16 protein-coding genes and 1 tRNA gene are annotated in these 21,465 nt (G+C 51.1%); 12 read left to right on the top strand and 5 right to left on the bottom strand.

All coding sequences use genetic code 11. The features are described 5' to 3' along the window. The first annotated feature begins 10 nt into the window (after positions 1-10). Together AB6B37_RS07210 and prfB are read left to right on the top strand one after the other, a co-directional pair. The gene (locus AB6B37_RS07210; protein WP_371398215.1) at positions 11-2,860 is read left to right on the top strand and encodes a penicillin-binding protein 1A; all 2,850 of its coding nucleotides are present in this window, start codon (positions 11-13) and stop codon (positions 2,858-2,860) included. Positions 2,861-2,923: 63 nt separating this feature from the next. Continuing rightward, positions 2,924-4,040, top strand: a protein-coding gene (gene prfB / locus AB6B37_RS07205) for a peptide chain release factor 2 (RefSeq protein WP_371398214.1) whose coding sequence is annotated in 2 segments (ribosomal slippage) — positions 2,924-2,992 and positions 2,994-4,040 — 1,116 coding nt in all. Because the reading frame shifts where the segments join, the coding sequence is not laid out codon by codon here. A 19-nt stretch (positions 4,041-4,059) separates the two neighbouring features. Here the strand turns inward: prfB and AB6B37_RS07200 are convergent. From AB6B37_RS07200 to AB6B37_RS07185, 4 genes are all read right to left on the bottom strand, one after another. After that, positions 4,060-5,829, bottom strand: coding sequence for a glycoside hydrolase family 15 protein (locus AB6B37_RS07200; protein WP_371398213.1), 1,770 nt, complete (start codon positions 5,827-5,829; stop codon positions 4,060-4,062). Continuing rightward, positions 5,826-6,560: a trehalose-phosphatase gene (gene otsB / locus AB6B37_RS07195; protein WP_371398212.1), complete on the bottom strand. Its 735-nt coding sequence runs from the start codon at positions 6,558-6,560 to the stop codon at positions 5,826-5,828. Before otsB ends, AB6B37_RS07200 begins: the two co-directional genes overlap by 4 nt. 1 nt (position 6,561) lies before the next feature. After that, complete coding sequence (locus AB6B37_RS07190) at positions 6,562-7,989, bottom strand: trehalose-6-phosphate synthase (protein WP_371398211.1); 1,428 nt, start codon at positions 7,987-7,989, stop codon at positions 6,562-6,564. A 171-nt stretch (positions 7,990-8,160) separates the two neighbouring features. Next, positions 8,161-8,250, bottom strand: a tRNA-Ser gene (locus AB6B37_RS07185). A 327-nt stretch (positions 8,251-8,577) separates the two neighbouring features. On the opposite strand from AB6B37_RS07185, the gene AB6B37_RS07180 reads away from it, so the two are divergent. The 6 genes from AB6B37_RS07180 to AB6B37_RS07155 all read left to right on the top strand — a co-directional run bounded on the left by AB6B37_RS07180 (position 8,578) and on the right by AB6B37_RS07155 (position 14,261). Further along, complete coding sequence (locus AB6B37_RS07180; protein ID WP_371398210.1) at positions 8,578-9,669, top strand: septal ring lytic transglycosylase RlpA family protein; 1,092 nt, start codon at positions 8,578-8,580, stop codon at positions 9,667-9,669. 114 nt (positions 9,670-9,783) lie between these two features. Continuing rightward, positions 9,784-10,932, top strand: a complete 1,149-nt coding sequence (locus AB6B37_RS07175; protein WP_371398209.1) for a D-alanyl-D-alanine carboxypeptidase family protein — start codon at positions 9,784-9,786, stop codon at positions 10,930-10,932. Position 10,933: 1 nt separating this feature from the next. Then, a complete protein-coding gene (gene tmk / locus AB6B37_RS07170; protein WP_371398208.1) occupies positions 10,934-11,593 on the top strand; it encodes a dTMP kinase in 660 nt (219 codons plus the stop codon). Beyond that, positions 11,594-12,655 (top strand): DNA polymerase III subunit delta', encoded by a 1,062-nt coding sequence (locus tag AB6B37_RS07165; RefSeq protein WP_371398207.1) that lies wholly within the window; start codon positions 11,594-11,596, stop codon positions 12,653-12,655. Further along, entirely contained in the window at positions 12,655-13,440 is a 786-nt protein-coding gene (locus AB6B37_RS07160; RefSeq protein WP_371398206.1) for a TatD family hydrolase, read from the top strand. The genes AB6B37_RS07165 and AB6B37_RS07160 overlap by 1 nt, the downstream gene beginning before the upstream one ends. Then, the gene (locus AB6B37_RS07155) at positions 13,437-14,261 is read left to right on the top strand and encodes an MBL fold metallo-hydrolase (RefSeq protein ID WP_371398205.1); all 825 of its coding nucleotides are present in this window, start codon (positions 13,437-13,439) and stop codon (positions 14,259-14,261) included. Before AB6B37_RS07160 ends, AB6B37_RS07155 begins: the two co-directional genes overlap by 4 nt. A gap of 81 nt (positions 14,262-14,342) precedes the next feature. Here the strand turns inward: AB6B37_RS07155 and AB6B37_RS07150 are convergent, their stop codons facing one another. After that, positions 14,343-15,254, bottom strand: coding sequence for a hypothetical protein (locus AB6B37_RS07150; protein WP_371398204.1), 912 nt, complete (start codon positions 15,252-15,254; stop codon positions 14,343-14,345). A 125-nt stretch (positions 15,255-15,379) separates the two neighbouring features. Here AB6B37_RS07150 and AB6B37_RS07145 point away from each other — a divergent pair, with 125 nt between their 5' ends. The 4 genes from AB6B37_RS07145 (at position 15,380) to AB6B37_RS07130 (ending at position 21,456) form a co-directional block, all read left to right on the top strand. Further along, on the top strand, positions 15,380-16,774 hold the full coding sequence (locus AB6B37_RS07145; protein ID WP_371398203.1) for an amidohydrolase: 1,395 nt from the start codon (positions 15,380-15,382) through the stop codon (positions 16,772-16,774). A gap of 1 nt (position 16,775) precedes the next feature. Further along, entirely contained in the window at positions 16,776-18,056 is a 1,281-nt protein-coding gene (locus tag AB6B37_RS07140) for an amidohydrolase family protein (protein WP_371398202.1), read from the top strand. A gap of 76 nt (positions 18,057-18,132) precedes the next feature. Beyond that, the gene (locus AB6B37_RS07135; protein ID WP_371398201.1) at positions 18,133-19,362 is read left to right on the top strand and encodes an ABC transporter permease; all 1,230 of its coding nucleotides are present in this window, start codon (positions 18,133-18,135) and stop codon (positions 19,360-19,362) included. Between the two features lie 135 nt (positions 19,363-19,497). Next, complete coding sequence (locus AB6B37_RS07130; protein WP_371398200.1) at positions 19,498-21,456, top strand: DEAD/DEAH box helicase; 1,959 nt, start codon at positions 19,498-19,500, stop codon at positions 21,454-21,456. The last annotated feature ends 9 nt before the right edge of the window (positions 21,457-21,465 follow it).

Raw genomic sequence — 21,465 nt, 5'->3', positions numbered from 1 at the left:
TAAGCGGTGTATGACAAAATTTTGGCAAATTCTAAAATGGCTTGTAATCTCAGGTGCCGTTATCGGCGTCTTTTTGATGATTTTTGCACTTGTTTATTTTATCCGCGCGACCAAAGATTTACCCTCTGTTGAGGCGCTATCGGATTATAAACCGCCTGTGATGTCACGCGTTCATGCAGGCGACGGCAAACTAATCTCAGAATTTCGAAAAGAAGCCCGTGTTTTTGTTCCAATTGAAACGATCCCAAAACAATTGCAGCACGCCTTTGTCGCCGCCGAAGATAAACGTTTTTACTCTCATAATGGGTGGGATCCGATTGGCCTTAGCCGTGCGGCACTCATGGCGGTCCCAACAAAACTTCAGGGGCGTAGGGTCGGCGGAACGTCAACAATTACGCAGCAAGTGGCGAAAAACTTCCTCGTCGGTGATGAGTATTCGATAGACCGTAAATTGCGCGAAATTATGATTGCGCGGCGCATGGAAAAGGCTTTGACGAAGGACGAGATTTTGGAGCTTTACGTCAATGAGATTTACTTTGGTCGGGGTGCCTATGGCGTGGCGGCGGCATCACTTAATTATTTTGGCAAGCCCATGCATGAATTGGATATCGCCGAGAATGCCTATATGGCTGTGCTACCAAAGGGGCCAAACAATTACCAACTGAGCAATGAGCGCGGCTTTGAGCGCGCGAAAACGCGGCAGTCTTATGTTCTTGGGCGTATGGCCGAAGACGGCTATATTACAGAGTCTGAGGCGGAGGCAGCACGGTTGCAAGACTTGGTCGTTGTCGACCGCTTTGATGGTGATGAATATTTGGCAGCCGAATATTTCGTCGAAGAAGCCCGCAAGCAAATCTTTAACATGTACGGCGAAGATGAATTATATGAGGGCGGTCTGTCCATTCGCACGACTTTGGATACGCGCTTACAACTTGCAGGCCGCAACGCGCTGCGCTCAGGATTAGAAGCCTTTGACATGCGCAGAGGTTACCGCGGCCCAATTGCCTCTATTGACGGCTTCTCCGATTGGAAAGCAAAATTAGACGCCGTTGATGTACCCAGCGATATTGGTAATTGGCGTGTTGCTCTGGTTATGAATGTATCAAAAGATAAGGCCGAGCTAGCTTTTGACGATGACCTATCCCGGGCCCCTGACGACGGGGAGAGCACGGAAGATTTTGATATCAAAGCTAAGGGAGAGCTATACGTCAAAGACATGGCGTGGGCGGGTAAGCCATTAGAGAATGGCCGTCGCGGCCCAGCGCCAGAGGACATGACAAAAATGTTCTCGCCAGGTGATGTTATCCTTGTTGAGCGCCAAAATGTAGACGCCGAGCGTTATAATCTGCGTCAGGTACCCAATGTGAACGGCGGCCTTGTTGCTATGGATCCGCATACTGGCCGTGTGCTCGCCTTGGTGGGCGGTTACAGCTTTGAGCAAAGCCAGTTTAACCGTGTTACCCAAGCTTACCGACAGCCAGGCTCGGCTTTTAAGCCCTTTGTGTATGCCGCTGCGTTGGAAGAAGGCTACACACCCGCGACCCAAGTGCTGGACGCGCCTTTTATCATTGAGCGTGATGACGCGGATGAGTGCCGTGAAATTCAAGAAGAGGAAGGCGCAGACGCCCCCGTTGACGATACACCAAGCCTGCGGCGGACGCGCACTAAGCTTGTGAAAACAGATGACGAAGGCAATCCAATCGAGGACGAGGAATGCGAAGTTTTCTACAAGCCTGCCAACTATAACCAAGGTCAGTTTTACGGCCTGAAAACGCTACGTTTTGGATTAGAGAAATCAAAGAATGCCATGACTGTGCGGATGGCGAACGATATTGGAATGGGCCAGGTCAAACGCTACGGCGAAGATATGGGTATATATGACGAGGTCAAATCCGAACTCGCCTGGGCCTTAGGCGCGGGCGAAACAACAATGCTGCGTCTGGCGACGGGTTACTCGGAGTTGGTTAATGGCGGTAAGAAAATAACGCCCACCATCCTAGACCGCGTTCAAGACGGCGATGGTAAAACGATTTTTGTCCATGCCAATAAAACCTGTACCGAGTGTCAGGTCGAGGAGTGGACAGATGGTTCTCCACCAGCGCTACCAGATGACCGCGAACAAGTTATGGATCCCGTCACGGCGTATCAAATCACCTATATGCTAAAAGGCGTCGTTGATAACGGAACAGGACGATCAATTTCGGTTTTGGGACGCCCCCTTGGCGGTAAAACTGGAACAACAAATGACTATAAAGATGCGTGGTTTATGGGTTTCTCACCTGACCTCGTTGCCGGGGTTTATGTCGGTTACGATACACCGCGTCCACTCGCCAATGAAGCTGGCGGTAAAGCCGCAGCGCCTATTTTCCGTGATTTCATGCGTGAAGCTTTGAAAGACAAAGCCGTTGTTCCGTTTCGTATTCCAGAGGGGATTACGCTATCGCCTGTAACCCGCGATACGGGTGAGCCTTCGTATATCGGAGCACCAGATTTTATTCTAGAAGCGTTTCGTGCAGGAACTGAGCCCAAGCTTGGTGACCTAAGCTCTACTATTCGCGTTGGGACTGCACGGGATAGTTTCTTTGGTGGTGGCTTTGATTTCGAAGACGATGTGGCCGAAGCGGGCGATTCTACGGTCGATGGGGCTGATGTCATAAATGAAGACGACAATAAAGAGACATTGGGCGAGGACAGTAATGTTGGCGAAAATGCGTTGCCCGATACGCCAAGCCCAGCCGCGACGCCGGTCTTAGCTGACCCTGAAACGTCTGTGCCAACTGTCAACAATCCTCTACCAGCCGATGTGAAGCCTGATACCGTCGAACCCAAAGAAGATGAGCTTGAAGACGGCTTGTATTAAGGTTATCTAAGCCTCCAATTTTGAACGACCGATAAACATTGCTTGTATAAGCTGGGATTTGCCATGCGTGCTGATTTAGAGACATTAAAAACGGAAATTGAACACTCTGTTACATTGCTGCGGAGGCGTCTTTGACTGGGACGTTGCGGAGCGGCGTTTAGCCGAACTTAATGCGCTGTCCGAGAAAGCTGATTTTTGGGATGACCCGCAAGGCGCGCAAAAATTAATGCAAGAACGCGCGCGACTAGAAGGGTCGTTTGAGGCAATATCATCTCTGAGCTCTGATTTATCTGATGCTGTTGAAATCGCCGAAATGGCAGAAATGGAGGGTGATGAGGAATTGCTCTCTGAGGCCGCAACCATGATGGCACGACTGCGCGAAAAATCTGCCAAAGCCGAAGTTCAGGCCCTGCTATCTGGTGAAGCAGACGCCAATGATGCCTTTGTTGAAATCCACCCTGGCGCTGGCGGCACGGAAGCTCAAGATTGGGCCGAAATGCTGCTGCGTATGTATTCGCGTTGGGCCAACGCCAGTGGCATGAAGGTGGAGGTCTTAGAGGAGCAGTCAGGCGACGAGGCCGGTATTAAATCGGCGACAATCAAGGTTAAAGGCGAAAATGCTTACGGTTGGTTGAAAACTGAAAGCGGTGTTCACCGCTTGGTGCGCATCTCGCCCTATGATAGCTCTGCCCGCCGCCATACCAGCTTTAGTAGCGTCTGGGTCTATCCGCAAATTGACGATACGATTGATATTGAGGTTAACGAGAGCGAATGTCGCGTGGATACTTTCCGTGCATCAGGGGCAGGGGGGCAGCATGTTAACAAAACAGATAGTGCTGTGCGTATCACCCACGAACCCACAGGTATTGTCGTGCAATGCCAAAATGACAGATCGCAACATAAAAACCGGTCCCAAGCCTGGGATATGCTCCGCGCGCGCCTTTATGAGCGTGAACTAAAAATCAGAGAAGACGCCGCCCAAGAAGAAGCCGATAGCAAGTCAGAGATCGGCTGGGGGCATCAAATACGTTCTTATGTGCTGCAACCCTATCAATTGGTCAAAGACCTGCGGACAGGAATTGAAACATCCGACACAGGCGGTGTGCTAGACGGTGATTTGGACGCCTTCATGGCCGCGGCGCTATCGGCCCGCATTGAAAGTGCAGATGACGAGGATTAATCGTTTAATACTGTCTGCCCTAAACAATATCGGTCCACTTACGGCTCATTAGATTGGCGGAATTGATAATGCCGACCATCGAATAGGTTTGCGGGTAATTGCCCCAAAGCTCATCTGTTTTCGGATCAACATCTTCAGATAAGAGGCCGAGGTGGTTGCGTTGAGCCAGTATCGCTTCAAACATCGCGCGCGCGTCATCCTCTCGCCCAATGCGGTAAAGCGCGTCAATATGCCAAAAGGTGCAAGCCGTGAAAGCGGTTTGCGGTTTGCCAAAATCGTCGGCAGTTTTATAGCGGTAGATGTGATTGCCCTCACGAAGGTCACGGTCAATCGCTTCCACTGTGCCGACGTAACGCGGGTCAGACGCGGGTAAAAATCCAATTTCTGCCATTAGCAGGACAGAGGCGTCGAGAGTGTCGCCTCCGTAGCTGGCGGTAAAAGCGTTCATATCAGCGTTATAGGCGTTATCTAAAATATGGCGTTTGATAATTTCTGCACGCTCTGCCCAATAAGTCGTTTTTTTCTCTAGACCCAAATATGACGCGATTTTTGACAGGCGGTCACACGCCGCCCAACACATGATGGCTGACGAGGTGTGGACATAGGCGAGGGTTCTAAATTCCCAAATGCCAGCGTCTGGTGTGTCATGCATCGCAAAGGCGCGCTCGCCTACGGGTTCTAGTTGCTCAAATTCGGCAATGCCAACCTGCGACAATAGACGCTCGTCTAGAAAGGCTTGGCTCGCGGCAAGGACAATTTGGCCGTAAACATCATGCTGGATATGCTCGGCCGCTTGATTACCGCGCCGCACGGGCCCGTAACCTCGGTAGCCCGGTAGATGCTCTGCGAAATCCTCCGTCAGGGCCGTCTCAAGACCAATACCGTACACAGGTTGGATATGCCCGCCTTTGGCTTGGGCTACGACACTGCGCAAAAAGCGCATGTAATGCTCTAACGTTTCCATAGATGCCAAGCGATTGAGCGCTGTTACGCTAAAATAAGCGTCTCTAATCCAGCAAAACCGGTAATCCCAATTGCGTTCTGATCCGGCATGTTCAGGAATTGATGTGGTTAAAGCAGCAACAACACCACCCGTTTCTTCATAAACACAAAGCTTCAGCGTGATAGCGGCGCGTATCACAGCCGCCTGCCAATCGGGAGGAACCGCCAGATTGCGGGTCCAGCGTCGCCAGTAATCTACTGTGCGTTCGCGCCAATCGCGCGCCAAGAAGTCTACATTATCAGAGACCGTCTCATCAGGGCCGCAAATGAATGCCACGTCACGGTCCAGCACAAAGCTTGTATTAGACAGGATATAAGACACTGGGGCAGATGTGGTCACGCGAAATCCGCCGTCTTGCGTTTGAAAGCTAATATGATTGACCCCGCGTTTGGGTACCAGAGTATTTTCGCCCCAATTGCCTTGGGCGTTTATCTCTAATTTTACTCGCGGCGAGCCGTTGACTACCTGTAACTGGCGCACAAAACTGGCGGGGCGAAAACTGCGACCGCGTTTGGGAAAATAGGGGGCGAAGTCGATGACGTCTAGTATTGCACCGTCTTTATCGGTCAGACGCGTGCGTAAGACCGCGGTATTGTGCTCATAGCTTTGCTCCGTGCTTACACGGTCTTCCATCCACACACTGAACCCACCTTTACCGCCGAGCAGCGCATCGAAAATGGGCTCTCCGTCAAGTTTAGGCAAGCATAGCCAATTGATTTTTGCGTCTGTATCGATCAGGGCTGCTATCGTGCTATTGCCGATAATGCCCAAATTTAAGTGGCTCATATAAGTGTTCCCAAAAGTGTATAGAGGTCGTCTTGGCTATCGATGCGGTACTTTGCGGCTGTTGGCCCCGGACCCATTTTAATACCAAAACCACCAAGGCTTTGCGCGGCTAAAAAACCGTCTTCATCCGTTGTGTCATCCCCAATCATCACGGCTATGCGGCCTGTGAAATCAGGATGTGACATATGCTTTAAAAGGGCTTTGCCCTTATTGGCCGCTGTTGGCTTAATCTCCACCACATCGTGACCCACTTGCAGGCACAATTGGTCATCAAGGATAGCACTTTGCATGACTTTTGTTGCGATACGGACAATATCAGGGCCGGCATCAGGGTTGGCGCGGTGATGAATGGCAAGGATAGGACCCTTATCTTCAATCCAAACTTTTGGCAGAGCGCGTAATTCAGTCTCTAGGGTCTGCCGCAAAGTCGGTGGAAAATGAATGATATTATTGGGCGGCGCCTTGCCTGGTGCTGCCGCGTATAGACCGTGATTTCCAATCCGCCATAAATCCTGTGGTGTGCGTTTTGATAAATCACGAATATCACGGCCACTAATCAGAGCAACGGCCCCCGATAAGGCTGCGTGGAGCCTCAGCAAAATATCAGTTTGCACTGAAGTCAGATGCACTGCGTTCGGGTCATCAGCAAAGGATACCAGCGTGCCGTCAAAATCAAGAAAGAGCGCAGTGTTTTTCGGAAATGTGAAATTGGACATAGCGTCAGATGTCATATTAAGGCGCGGCCTCTTGGCTGGACTGGGTCGAAGCGTTTGCGCCATATGGTGCAAAAAACCGCTCTCTCCACCAATTGATATCCAGCTGTGTGACACCATCATTTAACGCAGCCCAGCGAAATTTACGCTCATCTAAGGGCATGTGGAGCGCCCGAAAAATTGTCTTGGCCACAGCCTCAGTGTCGTAAGGATTAACAATTAGCGCCTCTGTCATTTGCTCTGCCGCACCTGCAAATTGAGATAATATCAAAACGCCGGGATCATCGGGATTTTGTGCGGCGACAAATTCCTTCGCGACTAAGTTCATGCCGTCTTTTAACGGTGTAACGAGACAAACATCAGCAAGGTTATAAAGCCCCGCAATTTCTTCGCGCCTGTAGGGCCGGGCGAGATAACGGATAGGCATCCAGTCCAAATCGCCGTAATCACCATTGATGCGTCCGCAAAGACCGTCGAGTTCTTCTCTTAATTGTATGTATTCATCCACGATGCTACGAGACGGCGGCGCAATTTGAATAAACGACGTTGCGCCGTGTGTTTCAGGGTAATTATCAAAGAGTTTGGAGACAGATTCAAATCGCTGCGGCAATCCTTTGGAATAATCCATACGGTCAACACCGATGATTAACTTACGGTCGCCTGAAAACTTACGAAGCTTTCGGCTTGCAGCTTTGGCGGGTTCGCTTTTTGTAGCAGCTTTGAAACTAAGCGTGTCTATGCCTATCGGGCAGTGACGGATTGTGACCCGACGGCCAAAGACCATCACATCTTCTTCGCCGATATATTGCGCGCCGCAATCTTCCGATAGAAACTGTTTCAAATTGGTCACGTCTTTTGTGCTTTGTAGGCCGACAATGTCATAATCACATATCGCGCGAGCAAGTTCGCTGGCTTCTGGTAAGGCGCGAAAGACATCAGGCGAGGGGAAGGGAATATGAAGGAAAAAACCGACTTGCCCCGTCCATCCTTGAGCTCTTAATTCATGGGCCAGTAGAAAAAAGTGATAATCATGCACCCAAACAAAGTCATCAAGATTGGCATGGGCCGCCACAGCATTGGCAAATTGAACATTCGTATCGCGATAAGGACCAATGTCATGAGTTTCAAAATTTACAAGATCAAGTCGGTTATGAAGCAGAGGCCAAAGAACACTATTCGCGTAGTTAAGGTAAAAGCCTTCATATTGCGATTTGCTCATATCGCATAATGCAAAGTCTACGCCGTCGTCGCTCGCAAGTGTTGCCTTTTGACTGCTGAAATCTTTGATTTTACCGCTCCAGCCAATCCAAAGTCCATTGGAAGCCTTTAACGTATCCCATAGCGCCACTGATAATCCGCCCGCCCGCGCGTTCGGGTCGATAGCGGTTCGGTTGGAGACGGCAATCAGTCTGACAGCTTTATATTCGGACTGTAGTGAATTAGCCATAGAGCTACCCTAAGGAGATGTCGGAGCAAATACATATTTTATGATGCGGGAAACACTAACGATATGTGCCTGCACAAAAAATGTGCGGCGTTAAATGCTGACCAACACATGCAACTTACCACGGGAAACACGCTGCATTTAAAAAAGAAGAGGAGAGCGACTGCAAAGCAGTGGCGGGCGGGGAGGGATTCGAACCCCCGGTGGAGTTACCCCCACGCCAGTTTTCAAGACTGGTGCATTCAACCGCTCTGCCACCCACCCGAGGATATGCTTGGTCTGCACGCGCGGGATTAGCATATTCGGCGCGGCTCGCAACCCTTTTATGACAAAAATTGCATTTATAGCTTTTCACTATTCATCCGCCGCACAAACCCCGTAGCGGGTCGGGCGTTAACCCTCTGGCAACCCTGAATTTTTGTTGTTCATTAGGTCTGTTTTCAAACCTGAGTTTAAACTTGTTCGTTTAGCTTAACACCCAATGAAGAGAAAACCGACACAGATTGGTATCTCATAAATGAAATGTGGGAAACGGCGAAAGCTGTAGAGATGGTGAGTGTTATGATGATGGTCTTTGACGTAAAAAAAATCGTGTCTTTAACTTTAGCAGGCGCTTGCGCGTTGACGATGTCGGCCTGCTCGACAACCTCAAGCGTTAAGGTCGCCTCTGGTGCACCCATCACGTATAAAATTGATCAAAATGCAGTCAAGATGGCGTCTCTGACACGGCCAAGCTTGCCGCGTGTATCAACCGTACCAGACGGACGTCCAGCTTACTCTATTCCGTCACCTTATGAGCCGCAGAGCATGCCCGCGCCGCGTCCACAAGTAAGCGCACCAGCCCCGTCCGCAACGGCCTCTGTGCCATTTGATCCATCCATGGTTGACCGTGATCTTTACAAGCACCAACGCATTGGTAAGCGTTACTCTATCATGGGTAAAAGCTATAAACCAAAGCATCAACCTGACTATGATAAGGTCGGTGAGGCAAGCTGGTATGGTGATAAATTCCACGGCAAACCCACTGCGACGGGCGAAATTTACAACAAAAATGACATGACAGCCGCGCATAAAACATTGCCACTGAACAGCATGTTACATGTCACTAATCTGGATAATGGGCGTTCCATTATGGTTCGCCTGAATGACCGCGGCCCATTTGTTGGCAACCGTATCATTGATTTATCAGAAGCTGCCGCAAGCGCATTAGGTACAATTGAAGACGGCATTGGTCGTGTTCGCGTCCGTTATGTCGGCCCTGCTGACCCGATGGCACCGTCGCGCATGGTAGAAGCGCCGCGTCCGCAAGCTATACCGCAGCCTGTGCCGCAACTCGCCCCTCAAACGCAGCCTTCTGCGCCGCAAGGCTATCAACCGCTACGCAGACAACAGGCACCCGAAGCACAAGCTTACACGCCACCTGCCGCGCCTTTACAGCAACCCGCGCCAATGCCGCGTGAATTTGCCCCCTATCAACCGACGCCGCAACCCGTTGTGCCCAAGACCGCCGAGCCACAATTTGTGCCCCAAGCCGTCCCGCAGCCTGCATTACCACAGGGCGTAGAAGAAGATGACGGTGTGGTGACCCTGACGATTAAAGGCCCGATCCATATGGCCAAGTCAGGTTCAGAGGTCAAAGCAGAGTGGATACCTGCGGTGAATTACACCCATACAATAAAGTAATATTTTAATATAATCACTGCGTGGGCCTTTACCCCGGCAAGTGGATGTGAAAACTAAGAAGCACGCTGTTATGGCGTGCTTTTTTGATTCTGTCGCACCGCACCGGAGATTTCCGTGAACCGCATTTTAGCTTTAAGTTTCTGTCTATCAACGGCTTTGTTTTGCAACACCCTGACGGCCTCTGCTCAATCTGGTTTTAATACACCGGCCCCCCACGCCATTATTATGGATTATGAGACAGGCTCTATATTATTTGAAAAAGACGCTCGTCTGCCGATTGCACCGGCGTCTATGACAAAAATTGTTACGGCTGAGTTGGTATTTGATGCCATTCGCCAGGGCCGCATTACCCTAGACACAGAATTCACAGTATCAGAAGAAGCGTGGCGTCGCGGCGGTGCAAAATCTGGCAGTTCAACCATGTTCTTAGACCTTGGCTCTAAGGTCGCCGTCAGGGATTTGCTGAAAGGTGTTATCATTCAATCGGGCAATGATGCCTGTATCGTATTGGCCGAAGGTTTAGCGGGTTCAGAGACCGCCTTTGCCGATATGATGACCCAACATGCGCGCTCATTAGGCTTTGATAGTGCAACATTTCGTAATTCGACAGGTTGGCCACACCCTGAGCATAATATCAGCCTATATGATCTAGCGCGTTACGCGCAGCGTTTTGTGTCTGAATATCCAGAGTTTTATAGCTTATATTCCGAACGGTCTTTTACATGGAATGGGATTACGCAAAGCAACCGCAACCCTTTACTGGGGCGTTTTACAGGGGCAGACGGCCTAAAGACTGGTCATACGGAAAGCTCTGGTTACGGACTTGTGGGTTCAGCCAAACGCGGGGAAGACCGCCGTATCATGGTTGTGAACGGACTTGGGAGTAAATCTGAGCGCCGCGAAGAAAGTGTGCGCCTCATGCAGGCGGCCTTTGACAGCTTTGATGTTTATGACCTTTACAAAGCTGGTGATGTTGTTGAAAGTATTGATGTTTTTATGGGGGCAGAGGATGCCGTTGAAGCCGTCGTTACTGAGGATGTCGTCAGTGGATTATACCGTCCAGACCGCACCCGCCTTAAAACACAAATTCGGTATAAAGCTGTGGCGGCTCCCGTTACAAAAGGTGACGTGATTGCCGATTTGATTATCCAAGAGCCTGGCCGTGATATACGTGTTGTACCCCTAGTCGCAGCCAATGACGTTAAACAAAAATCAGCCTTTTCACGCGTTATCAGCGTATTAGTCAGCAAGATAAGAGGGTAATATGGAACGCGGAAAATTTATAACGCTGGAAGGCGGTGAAGGCGCAGGTAAAACGACACAGGCCAAACGTCTGGCTGATGCGCTCAATGCAATCGGCATTGAAACAGTACTAACACGCGAACCTGGTGGCACATTTGGGGCAGAATCCATTCGTAAACTGGTACTCGACGGCACAAAAGATCGGTGGTCGGGCATGACTGAGCTTCTGTTAATGTATGCAGCGCGGCTAGACCATGTTGAAAAGCTTATCAAACCAGCACTTGCGCGCGGCGCGTGGGTCATTAGTGATCGTTTTGCTGATAGCAGCGTCGCCTATCAAGGCTATGCGCGCGGCATTGGTGCGGAGCGCGTAAAAGGCGTTCATGACGCCGTTATGGGCGGGTTTGAGCCAGATCTGACAATTCTATTTGATGTTGACCCGGTTATTGCCATGAAACGTGTGGAGACTCGCGGTGAAGAAATCTCGCGTTTTGATGCAGAGTCGATGGAGTTTCACAATACGCTTCGTGCGGCCTTTCTTGATATTGCGGATAAGAACCAAGACCGCATCTTCGTGCTCGATGGGGGTGCGAAAAAAGACGCCGTTCAAACGCGCCTGTTTTTTGGTGTGACGCAGAAGTTCCCAGATCTTGCGGGTAAGTTGGCGGTTGATAACGCCTAGATGCGGCGCGAGGAAACAGTTTATCTGCCGGAAAGCGACCGCGCGCCAGGCTGTGACCACCCTAGAGACACCTATGACCTGATAGGTCATGCAGACGCGGAAACGCAGTTTTTACGCGCACAAAATTCAGGTCGTTTGCATCATGCGTGGCTTATCACAGGGCCGCAGGGTGTTGGCAAAGCGACACTTGCTTACCGTATCATTCGCCATATGCTGGGCGGTCAGTCGCAACTGCGCGGCAGTCTGAACATTCCCGTCGAAGACCCCGTTTCGCAACGCATCAGTGCGCAGGGTCACGGTAATTTGTTTGTGCTCCGCCGTCCTTATGACGAAAAACTCAAACGGTTTAAAACCGAAATCCCCGTTGCGGCCGTGCGGGACATGAACAGTTTTTTTGAGAACACACCAGCGGAGGACAAGCTCCCGCGTATCGCCATAATCGACTGTATGGATGATATGAACCGCAACGCTGAGAATGCATTACTCAAGACGTTGGAAGAACCGCCAAAAGACGCTTTGATATTATTGCTGGCTAATTCACCAGGACGATTGCTTCCCACTATTCGGTCACGCTGTATGCTCATGCAATTACGACCCGTGCCAGAGGCGGATATAATGCCGTGGCTACGTAATCAAATCGATGCCGCGCCCAATGTAATCGATGGGGCTGTGAAGCTATCGCGCGGTGGCCCGGGCAAAGCCTTAGCGCTCGTTCAGAACGCAGATGAAGTATTGGGTCCGCTGACGCGGTTCATCTCAAGCTTGGAGCGAAACGATAGCAGCTTTGACCAAACCATGGCCGGGCGACTGTCGTTAAAAGACCAAGCAGCCTCGCGGCAATTATTTTGGGATTGCCTTCAAGATATACTACAAAGCCAAGCCCGATATTCCGTGACAGGAGAGTGGACTGGCGCCTTTAAACCATTCCCTGTGAGCAAGCCTGCGGAGCATTGGATGCGCTTATGGTCTAAAATGGGTGAGTGGCAGCGGGTCGAGGACGCGATTAATATGGATAAGAAAACTGTCTTGCTTACCGCGCTTTCAGAACTGCGAGCGGCGTAATGTTTGTCGATAGTCACGTAAACTTGCACGGCGAGAAATTTGAGGGTGACCTTGACGATGTTGTGGCACGCGCGGTTGATGCGGGCGTCGGCACCATGCTCAACATTTGTTGCAAATTGTCGGATTTTGACGCCACGCTCGCTGTTGCCAATTGCTATCCAAATATGTGGGCCAGCGTCGGGACGCACCCACATGACGCCAAAGATAACCCCGACATCACAGCAGCGCAATTAATTGAAAAAGCATCTGACCCGAAAGTTATCGGCATCGGCGAAACGGGACTGGATTTCCATTATAACTATAGCGACGAAGCCGCGCAGTTTAAGAACTTTCGCGCTCATATTGACGCCGCGCGAGAGACACAATTGCCGCTAATTATTCACTCACGCAATGCCGATGATAAGATGGGCGACATCTTAGAGGCTGAAATGACTAAGGGTGCATTCCCGGCGCTGCTGCATTGCTATACATCTGGCGAACGGCTCGCGCAGCGCGGGCTTGATATGGGGCTTTACATTGCGTTTTCTGGTATCATTACCTTTAAAAAGGCCGATGATGTGCGCGCGATTGTCGGACTTGTGCCAGACAACCGTATCTTGATAGAGACAGATTGCCCATATCTCGCGCCAGTGCCGCACCGTGGACATCGCTGTGAGCCAGCTTTTGTGGTCGATGTCGCGCATAAGCTAGCTGAGCTGAAAGGATGGAACCTTAAGGAGACAGCGAAGATCACCACGGATAACTTCTTTAATCTGTTCACCAAAGCCAAGCGGCCAACGTCATGAAACCTAGACTGCGTGTGACAATACTCGGTTGCGGGTCATCGGGCGGTGTGCCGCGCGTGGGCGGCGATTGGGGTTTTTGCGACCCTGAAGAGCCCAAAAACCGGCGTACGCGCTGCTCAATACTTGTTGAACAATGGACAGAAGAGGGCGGCTCGACAGTGGATAATTGCACAACAGTGCTGATTGATACGTCACCAGACCTGCGCGAACAGCTCTTAAATGCGGGCACTCAACGCCTTGATGCAGTGCTTTACACCCATGATCATGCCGATCAAGTCCACGGGCTGGATGATCTTCGCGCGCTGGCATACCGTATGCGAAAACGTATCCCAGCCTATATGGATGAGCACACAAAAGGCAATGTTTTCAATCGTTTCGGCTATTGTTTTGAGATACCAGAAGGCCGCGTCCATCCACCCATAATGGAGCTCCAACCGCTGATTAAAGACGGCGATAACATCAAAATTGACGGCCCCGGTGGCGTGATTTCCTTTGGTGTGCTCGGATTATCACACGGCCCGACACCGTCGCTGGGCTTCATGCTCAACGACCGCATCGTCTATACACCAGACGTTCACGATATTGCGCCTGATGTCCTGTCACGTATCGACCGTCCAGATTACTGGATTATTGACGCGCTACGCTACCTAGAGAACCCAACACACGCCCACGCCGACAAAGCGCTACGCTGGCTCGCCACGACGCAAACCAAACACGGCGTCTTCACAAATATGCATATTGATTTAGATTATAATGTGCTGAGCAAAGAGATATTGCCAGCCCAAAGCGTGGCTTACGATGGTATGGAAATAATGCTATAAGTCTCTGATATTGAACGACTTCACATATCTATAATTTCTCATAATAAACATTATGCGATTTACATACATTTTCGCGAGACGTTACTCTTGCGCCTTATGAAGCGCCGCAATCTTATCCGCCTCACCTATAAATACGGGCGTTTTTTCATGGAGCGTTTTCACGGGTGTCTTTAGTAGCGATTGCTGCCCATTGGATGATGCGCCGCCCATGGCGTGGATTAGGAATGACATGGGAATGGCTTCATAAACGAGGCGCAGATGCCCCTTCTCATAGCCTTTGCGATTGGCGCGTGGATAGGCGAACATGCCGCCTTGCAACACAAGGCGTTTAATATCGGACACCATAGAGGCAAACCAGCGGATATTGATGGGTGTCTGGCCGTTTGTGGCGTCAGATAGCGCGGCATAGTGGTCTTGCAGCCAGTCATCCCACACCGTCATATTGGCCCCATTGATAGACCATACATTAGAGATGGGCAGCGGCGCTGTGATGGGCAGGATTGTCCATTGAGACGTGGCTTGGTCAAATAGGCCTTTAAAAACCTTGTCTCCATCGGCGAAATAGACTTCCAAATTCATGCCAAAGACAAAAAATCCACCGCTGACAATGTTACCGCCGTGAAAATCCACATCGGTCTCAGCGGATTTGAAAATGCCAAATATAGCCCCGCTCGGAATGCCAATCAGCGCAGATTTCGATCCGTCCAGCGGGTCGAGTGCGATGCTGTAATCGCCGTCTGATATTTTGCTTAAGCCTGGGCGTTCTTCGGATACGACATAGCGCACATTCGGGTCATCTTTGAGCGAGTCAAAAAATGCTTCATCTGCAATAACATCCAGCCCAATTTGCGCGTCACCCGAATCGTTACTCGTCTCGACGATATGTAGGCCAGATCCCTTCTTGAGATGCGCATATATATTCTCCGCAGCCGTGAATAATCCACTGTAAATACCATTTAGCGCTGGCGTTTGGCTTTGAAAATTAGCTGACATTGTAACGGCCTCGTATTGAAATGTTTGCGGCGCTATAGACCAACATATCGTAAAAGAGAATAGCGGCCTGAAAATTGGCCCTTGCCCCCTTGCCCGTTATTGCATGCCGTGGTTAAGTCACCCCCATGAAAACGACTTTGAAATTGACCCTATTGGGCGCGGTTATTGTGGGCCTAGCGGCATGCGGTAACGAAACAACCACGAAAAAGGATAACGACAGCGATGCTGACAAAGCTCCTGCCTTTGCTTCGACCTATCAACCGCTTCCGTCTGAGACGACGCTAATCACTAATGCGCGCATTTATGACGGCATCGGTGGGTTCATTGAAAATGGCTCTGTCCTAATTACTGACGGCCGCATAACGGCGATTGGCACTGATATTGACGGCGGCAATGCTGACGTGACAGTGGATGCAAAAGGTCGTTATGTGACGCCTGGAATTATTGATATTCACTCCCACCTCGGGAATTATCCCTCCCCCGGCATTCGCGCGCATAGTGACGGTAATGAAGTCACGAGCCCCGTCACATCAGAAGTGGACGCAGAACACGGCGTATGGCCCCAAGATCCAGGATTTGACGAAGCCCTGGCAGGCGGCACGACAACACTGCACGTCCTTCCCGGTTCAGCCAATTTGTTTGGCGGTCGCGGCGTGACCCTGCGCAATGTCCCTGCCCGCACGGTTCAAGGCATGAAGTTTCCAGATGCGCCCGATACGCTTAAAATGGCCTGTGGTGAAAACCCGAAACGCGTTTACGGGAACAAAGGTGGTCCTGGCTCTCGCATGGGTAATGTCGCGGGTTACCGTAAAAACTGGATCAAGGCGACGGAGTATAAAGAGAAACGCGACAAAGGCGGTGACGGCTTCAAGCGTGATTTACAACTCGAAACACTCGCTGATGTTATTGACGGCAAAATCCTTGTTCAAATGCATTGCTACCGCGCGGATGAGATGGCCCAAATCATAGATATCGCCAAGGAATTTGACTATAAAGTTACGACATTCCACCACGCGATTGAAAGCTATAAAATCGCTGATTTGCTGAAAGAAAACGATGTATGCTCGGCAATGTGGGCGGATTGGTACGGGTTTAAAGCCGAAGCTTACGACACAATTCGTGAGAACGTTCCTTTTGTCCATGCCGCTGGCGCCTGCGCGATGATCCATTCTGATGATGCTTACGGTATTCAGCGCCTCAACCAAGAAGTCGCCAAAGCCTGGTCTGATGGTAACCGCGCAGGTCTTGATATCTCTCGCGCGGATGCGTGGATGTGGTTGACGTCAAACCCTGCAAAAGCGCTCGGCATTGATGACGAAACAGGGTCTTTGGAGGTTGGAAAGCGAGCGGACATTGTGCTCTGGAACGCAGAACCGTTCTCGACCTATGCGCGGCCCGAAACCGTTATGATTGACGGCGCTGTTGTTCTTGACCGTAACAGCGGCTTGAAGCCGAAAAGTGATTTCCGCCTCGGACAGCCCGGGCCATTGAGCTTTGGCAATGCAGCGGGAGGCAATTAAGATGAGCAAGACAATGAAAACATTCACGACCTCAATCACGGTCGCCCTACTTCTAGGTTCAGCGCTCCCTGCTCTCGCGCAGGACGTCTTAATTAAAGACGCGAAAGTCGTCACGAATACAGCGGCAGGTATCATTGAGGCCGGCGATGTGCTGGTTCGTAATGGCAAGATTGCGCAAGTCGCGGCAGACATTCCGACGCCAGATGGTGTTACTATGCTTGACGGGACAGGCAAATGGGTCACGCCGGGTCTCTTTGCCCCCTACTCCCAAATCGGTCTTGTCGAAATCAGCCTTGAATCATCCACTAACGATATTCGAGGCCGCGAAAGCAAAACATCAGTCAGTGACCGCGCCGTTGATAGCTTCAACCCCAAAACACCTGTTATGGGCAATACACGGGTCGAAGGCATCACCCATATCGCCTCTGTTCCCGGTACGGGCATGAACATCTTTGGCGGCACGGGGCTTATTGCTAACACGTCAGGTCAGTTTGATAGCATTGAAAATACCGACGCTTTTATCTCAGTCGAGTTGGGGGCTGGCGGAGCCAGCACAGCGGGCGGGTCGCGCGCGGCGGCACTGTCGCAATTTCGCGCGGCGTTAAATGATGCAGCTGCCTACCCCGCCCGTTACGACGGGCCCGAGGACGGCGATATGTTATCCCGCCGTGACGCAGGCGCATTGTTCCAAGCTGCCCGTGGCGGTATGCCATTTCTAATCTCGGCCAGTCGGGCATCTGATTTAATGACGATTATTGATCTTAAAAAGGAGTTCAAGATTGACATCGTCGTCGTCGGTGCCGCTGAAGCGTGGATGGTAGCAGACGAGCTTGCGGCGGCGGGCATAAAGGTCATGGTTGACCCGCATGAAAACCTACCGCGCAGTTTTGACGCCGTAGGCGCGCGCGAGGATAATATCCTCATCCTTGACGCCGCCGGCGTTGACTATGCCGTGATGACCAGCACGGCAGACTTATCGCATAATGTGCGTGTGCTGTCCCAACATGCGGGTAACGCCGTTGGAACAGGTCTGTCATGGGATAAGGCCTTTGCCTCAATCTCATCCACCCCAGCCAAATGGTTTGGCGGCACATCAGGTGATTTGTCAGTCGGCAGTGACGCTACGCTAGTTATCTGGGACGGTGACCCGTTGGAAGTTACGACAGGCGCCGAAGCGGTTTATATTGACGGCGTATCGCAAGATATGAATAGCCGTCAAAAACTGCTGAGCGATCGCTATAACCCAACCAACACAGACGCGCGGCCTCATAAATACCGATAAGGTCTATAGTTCAACATGAGAAAGCCGCGCTATATGCGCGGTTTTTTTATGGCCGTGTTTAACCTAAGCTTGTGTCATGCGATTCTTAGATCCCTTCCAACAAGCGCTCGTGTCGCTCGCCGAGCGTCCTGTGCGGTCCGCCCTGACATCTCTTGGTATTATAATTGGTGTTGCGTCAGTTTTTGCCATGCTGACCTTAGGCGAAGTCGCAGAAACGGAAATGGAAAAGGCATTTGATACCGTTGGCGCTCGCACGATTTATGTCGGCGCGCAGCGGCCCGATAGTCGCGCCTCTCAAAGCCGCCCCGTTTTTAGCTTTTCAGAAGCAGATGTCGCTGCACTACGGGGTATTCGAAATGTGACGGCTGTTACAGGCACTCTTAGAGTATCGGTTAAAAGTGTTGCCGCCCTAGGTGATGATATTTCGGCGACTGTAACCGGGATTGATCTCGACTACCCGCTTTTGCAAGAGGACGAACTAACTGATGGCGAGATGATATCTCAATATGATTTAGACAGCGCCGCGCCCGTCGCGGTTATCAGTCGGGGTATCGTCAAGCGATTGTTCAAAGACCAATATGCCTTGGGACAAACTCTAAAAATCAACGGTGTCGAGTTTCGCGTGAAAGGCATCGTCAGTAGCGGCAATGGCGACGGCACATCAGCGCGTGAGAGCTATATCTGGATACCCATTGGCCTTGCGCGACAAAAACTGGTTGGCGGCGATAAATTTGTCCATAAACACGTCAATAGCATTGAAGTCCTCGGCGAAGCTGGCGCTAATTTTGATCAAATCGAAAGCACGATTGATCAAATACTCAGGCAACGCAGAAACATTGGCATTAATGATGCCCCTGATTTTAGTATGTTTAGCTTACGCTCCATGCGCGCAGAATCAGCCAAAGCCATCAATATGATTGGCTATATTCTCGCGGCTATGGGCTCTATTGCTTTGCTGGTCGGCGGTATTGGCGTGATGAATGTTATGCTGATGACAGTATCAGAACGCACAAGTGAAATTGGCTTGCGTATGGCCATGGGCGCGTTTGAGAGTGACATCATGTGGCAGTTCCTAATTGAATCCGCCATGCTTTGCTTACTCAGCGGCTTTATCGGCATTGGTCTGGGTTACGGTGTGATTGCCCTCATTAACATGGGGCTAGACGGTGACTTCAGTATAAACCCTAGCCTTGCAGTCGGATTTTATTCGCTTCTGGCGGCCATGTTTATTGGCGTAATATTTGGGTTTTTCCCAGCAAGGCGGGCCGCTAAAATGCTCCCGATTGACGCGCTTCGGCATGAATAAATCAGGCCAAAACACGCGGCGCATAGAGCGCTTGACCTTTGGGCGAACGGCCTTATGTTGCGCCAAATACGCAGCGCGGGTATTTCTGCGCATTATAACGGCGCGACATGTGCGCCCATCGTCTGAAAGACACACTTGACCGCAACTAACGACCCCACAGAGATTCCCGCCGACGCCCCCGTAACAGTGACCTTTAAGGAACTGGGCCTCGATCCTAAAATCATAAAAGCCCTAGACGATATGGGCTACGAAAAGCCGACGCCGATTCAAGCGCGTGCCATTCCCTATGCCATGGAAGGCAAAGATGTACTTGGCATTGCCCAAACGGGCACAGGCAAAACCGGCGCCTTCGTTCTGCCGACAGTTCATAAAATGGCCAAGGGTCGCGCCCGTGCGCGCATGCCGCGCTGCCTTATCGTTTGCCCGACGCGTGAATTGGCTGCGCAAGTGGCTGAGAATGTTGAGCTTTACGGCAAATATCTAAAGCTTGAAATGGCGCTGCTAATTGGTGGTGTGTCATTCGCTGAACAAGACCGCAAGCTTATGCGCGGCGTTGACGTCCTCATCGCGACGCCCGGCCGGTTGCTTGATCAATTTGAGCGCGGTAAAATTTTGCTGACGGGTGTGCAAACCCTCGTGGTCGATGAAGCTGACCGTATGCTCGATATGGGTTTCATTCCCGATATTGAAAAAATCTTCAATCTGACACCCTTTACGCGCCAAGTACTGTTCTTTTCAGCCACGATGCCAGCAGAGATCAAACGCCTTGTTGATCAGTTCTTGCATCAGCCAGCCACAGTTCAGATCGCGCGTAAAAATATGACGGCTAAGACCGTCACGCAACGTATTGTGCGTCTGCCTAATTCTGATGCCAAAGTGAAACGCACGGCGCTACGTTGGATTATTGATAACTCCGATGTTGATAATGCGATTGTATTTTGCAACCGCAAACGTGACGTCGATATCGTTGCCAAATCCCTGACTAAACATGGTCATTCGGCGGAACCCATTCATGGTGACCTTGCCCAAAGCTTGCGCACGGAAACGCTAGAGCGGTTTAAAAACGGTGAGATTAAAGTCTTGGTCGCGAGTGACGTTGCAGCCCGGGGCCTTGATGTGCCGTCCGTATCGCATGTCTTTAACTATGACGTTCCTGGCCATGCAGAGGATTACGTGCACCGTATTGGCCGTACAGGCCGTGCGGGCCGCAAAGGGGATACAGTCATGTTCGTCGCGCGCCTTGATCAAAAGAATTATGAAGCCATTCTTCACATGATTAAAGTAGACGAAATCGAGGAGATGGAAATCCCAGGACTGGAAGATTTCCAGAAAGAAGACAAATCACGGGGCCGTAAAGGTGGGCGCGGCGCTAAGGGTGGACGAGGTGATAAAGGCGGACGCAGCGGTGGACGAGATAGCAAGCGACGCTCATCAGGCGGACGTGACCGTAATTACGGCGAAAAAGAACGCGAGATAAAAAAGCACGAAGCCGCTAAGTCCAAAGCCGAGGATATGGTTTCAGATGACAAACCCAAACGCAGTGTCGCTAAAGATGACAGCCGTCGTCGCAAGGCCCCGCCGGGTCGGAAGAAAGCACCCACGGGTAAAGCCGAGAAGACGGCGCCTGTAGAAACGACGGCATCAGAGGCGCCCGCTAAAACTTCGGGTCGTCGGAAGGCCCCTGCCCGCCGCAAAGCCCCAAGCCGCAGCGGTTCAACTGAAAACACGTCAAAAGAGACCTCTGCTAAAAATCAGAGCACAGAGGATAGCAAGCGCGCGCCAAAACGTGGAAGTCGCAAAGCCCCGGACGGCAATAGTGATAAGCGCGATAGCAAGTCGTCAACTAATCATAGGGACAAGAAACAATCCCGCGACACCAATCAGACTGAGAAACGTCAAGACGGACATGCTAAAAAATCTAATTCTCGGTCAGAACCCGCCAAAGCGAAACCGGCTAGAACACGCGAAGATCAAGCCCGCGAGAATGACCGCCAAAACAAACGCCGCGGTCGCGGTCAGGACAAAGGCGGTAAATCATCCGTCTCAGGTTTCGGCGATGACATGCCCGCCTTTTTCAAAACGCCGCTGAAGTAGGCCAGTTTT

Source organism: Fretibacter rubidus, assembly GCF_041429785.1.
GTDB classification, from domain to species: domain Bacteria; phylum Pseudomonadota; class Alphaproteobacteria; order Caulobacterales; family Maricaulaceae; genus Fretibacter; species Fretibacter rubidus.
This window is presented reverse-complemented; position numbering and strand designations above follow the sequence as displayed.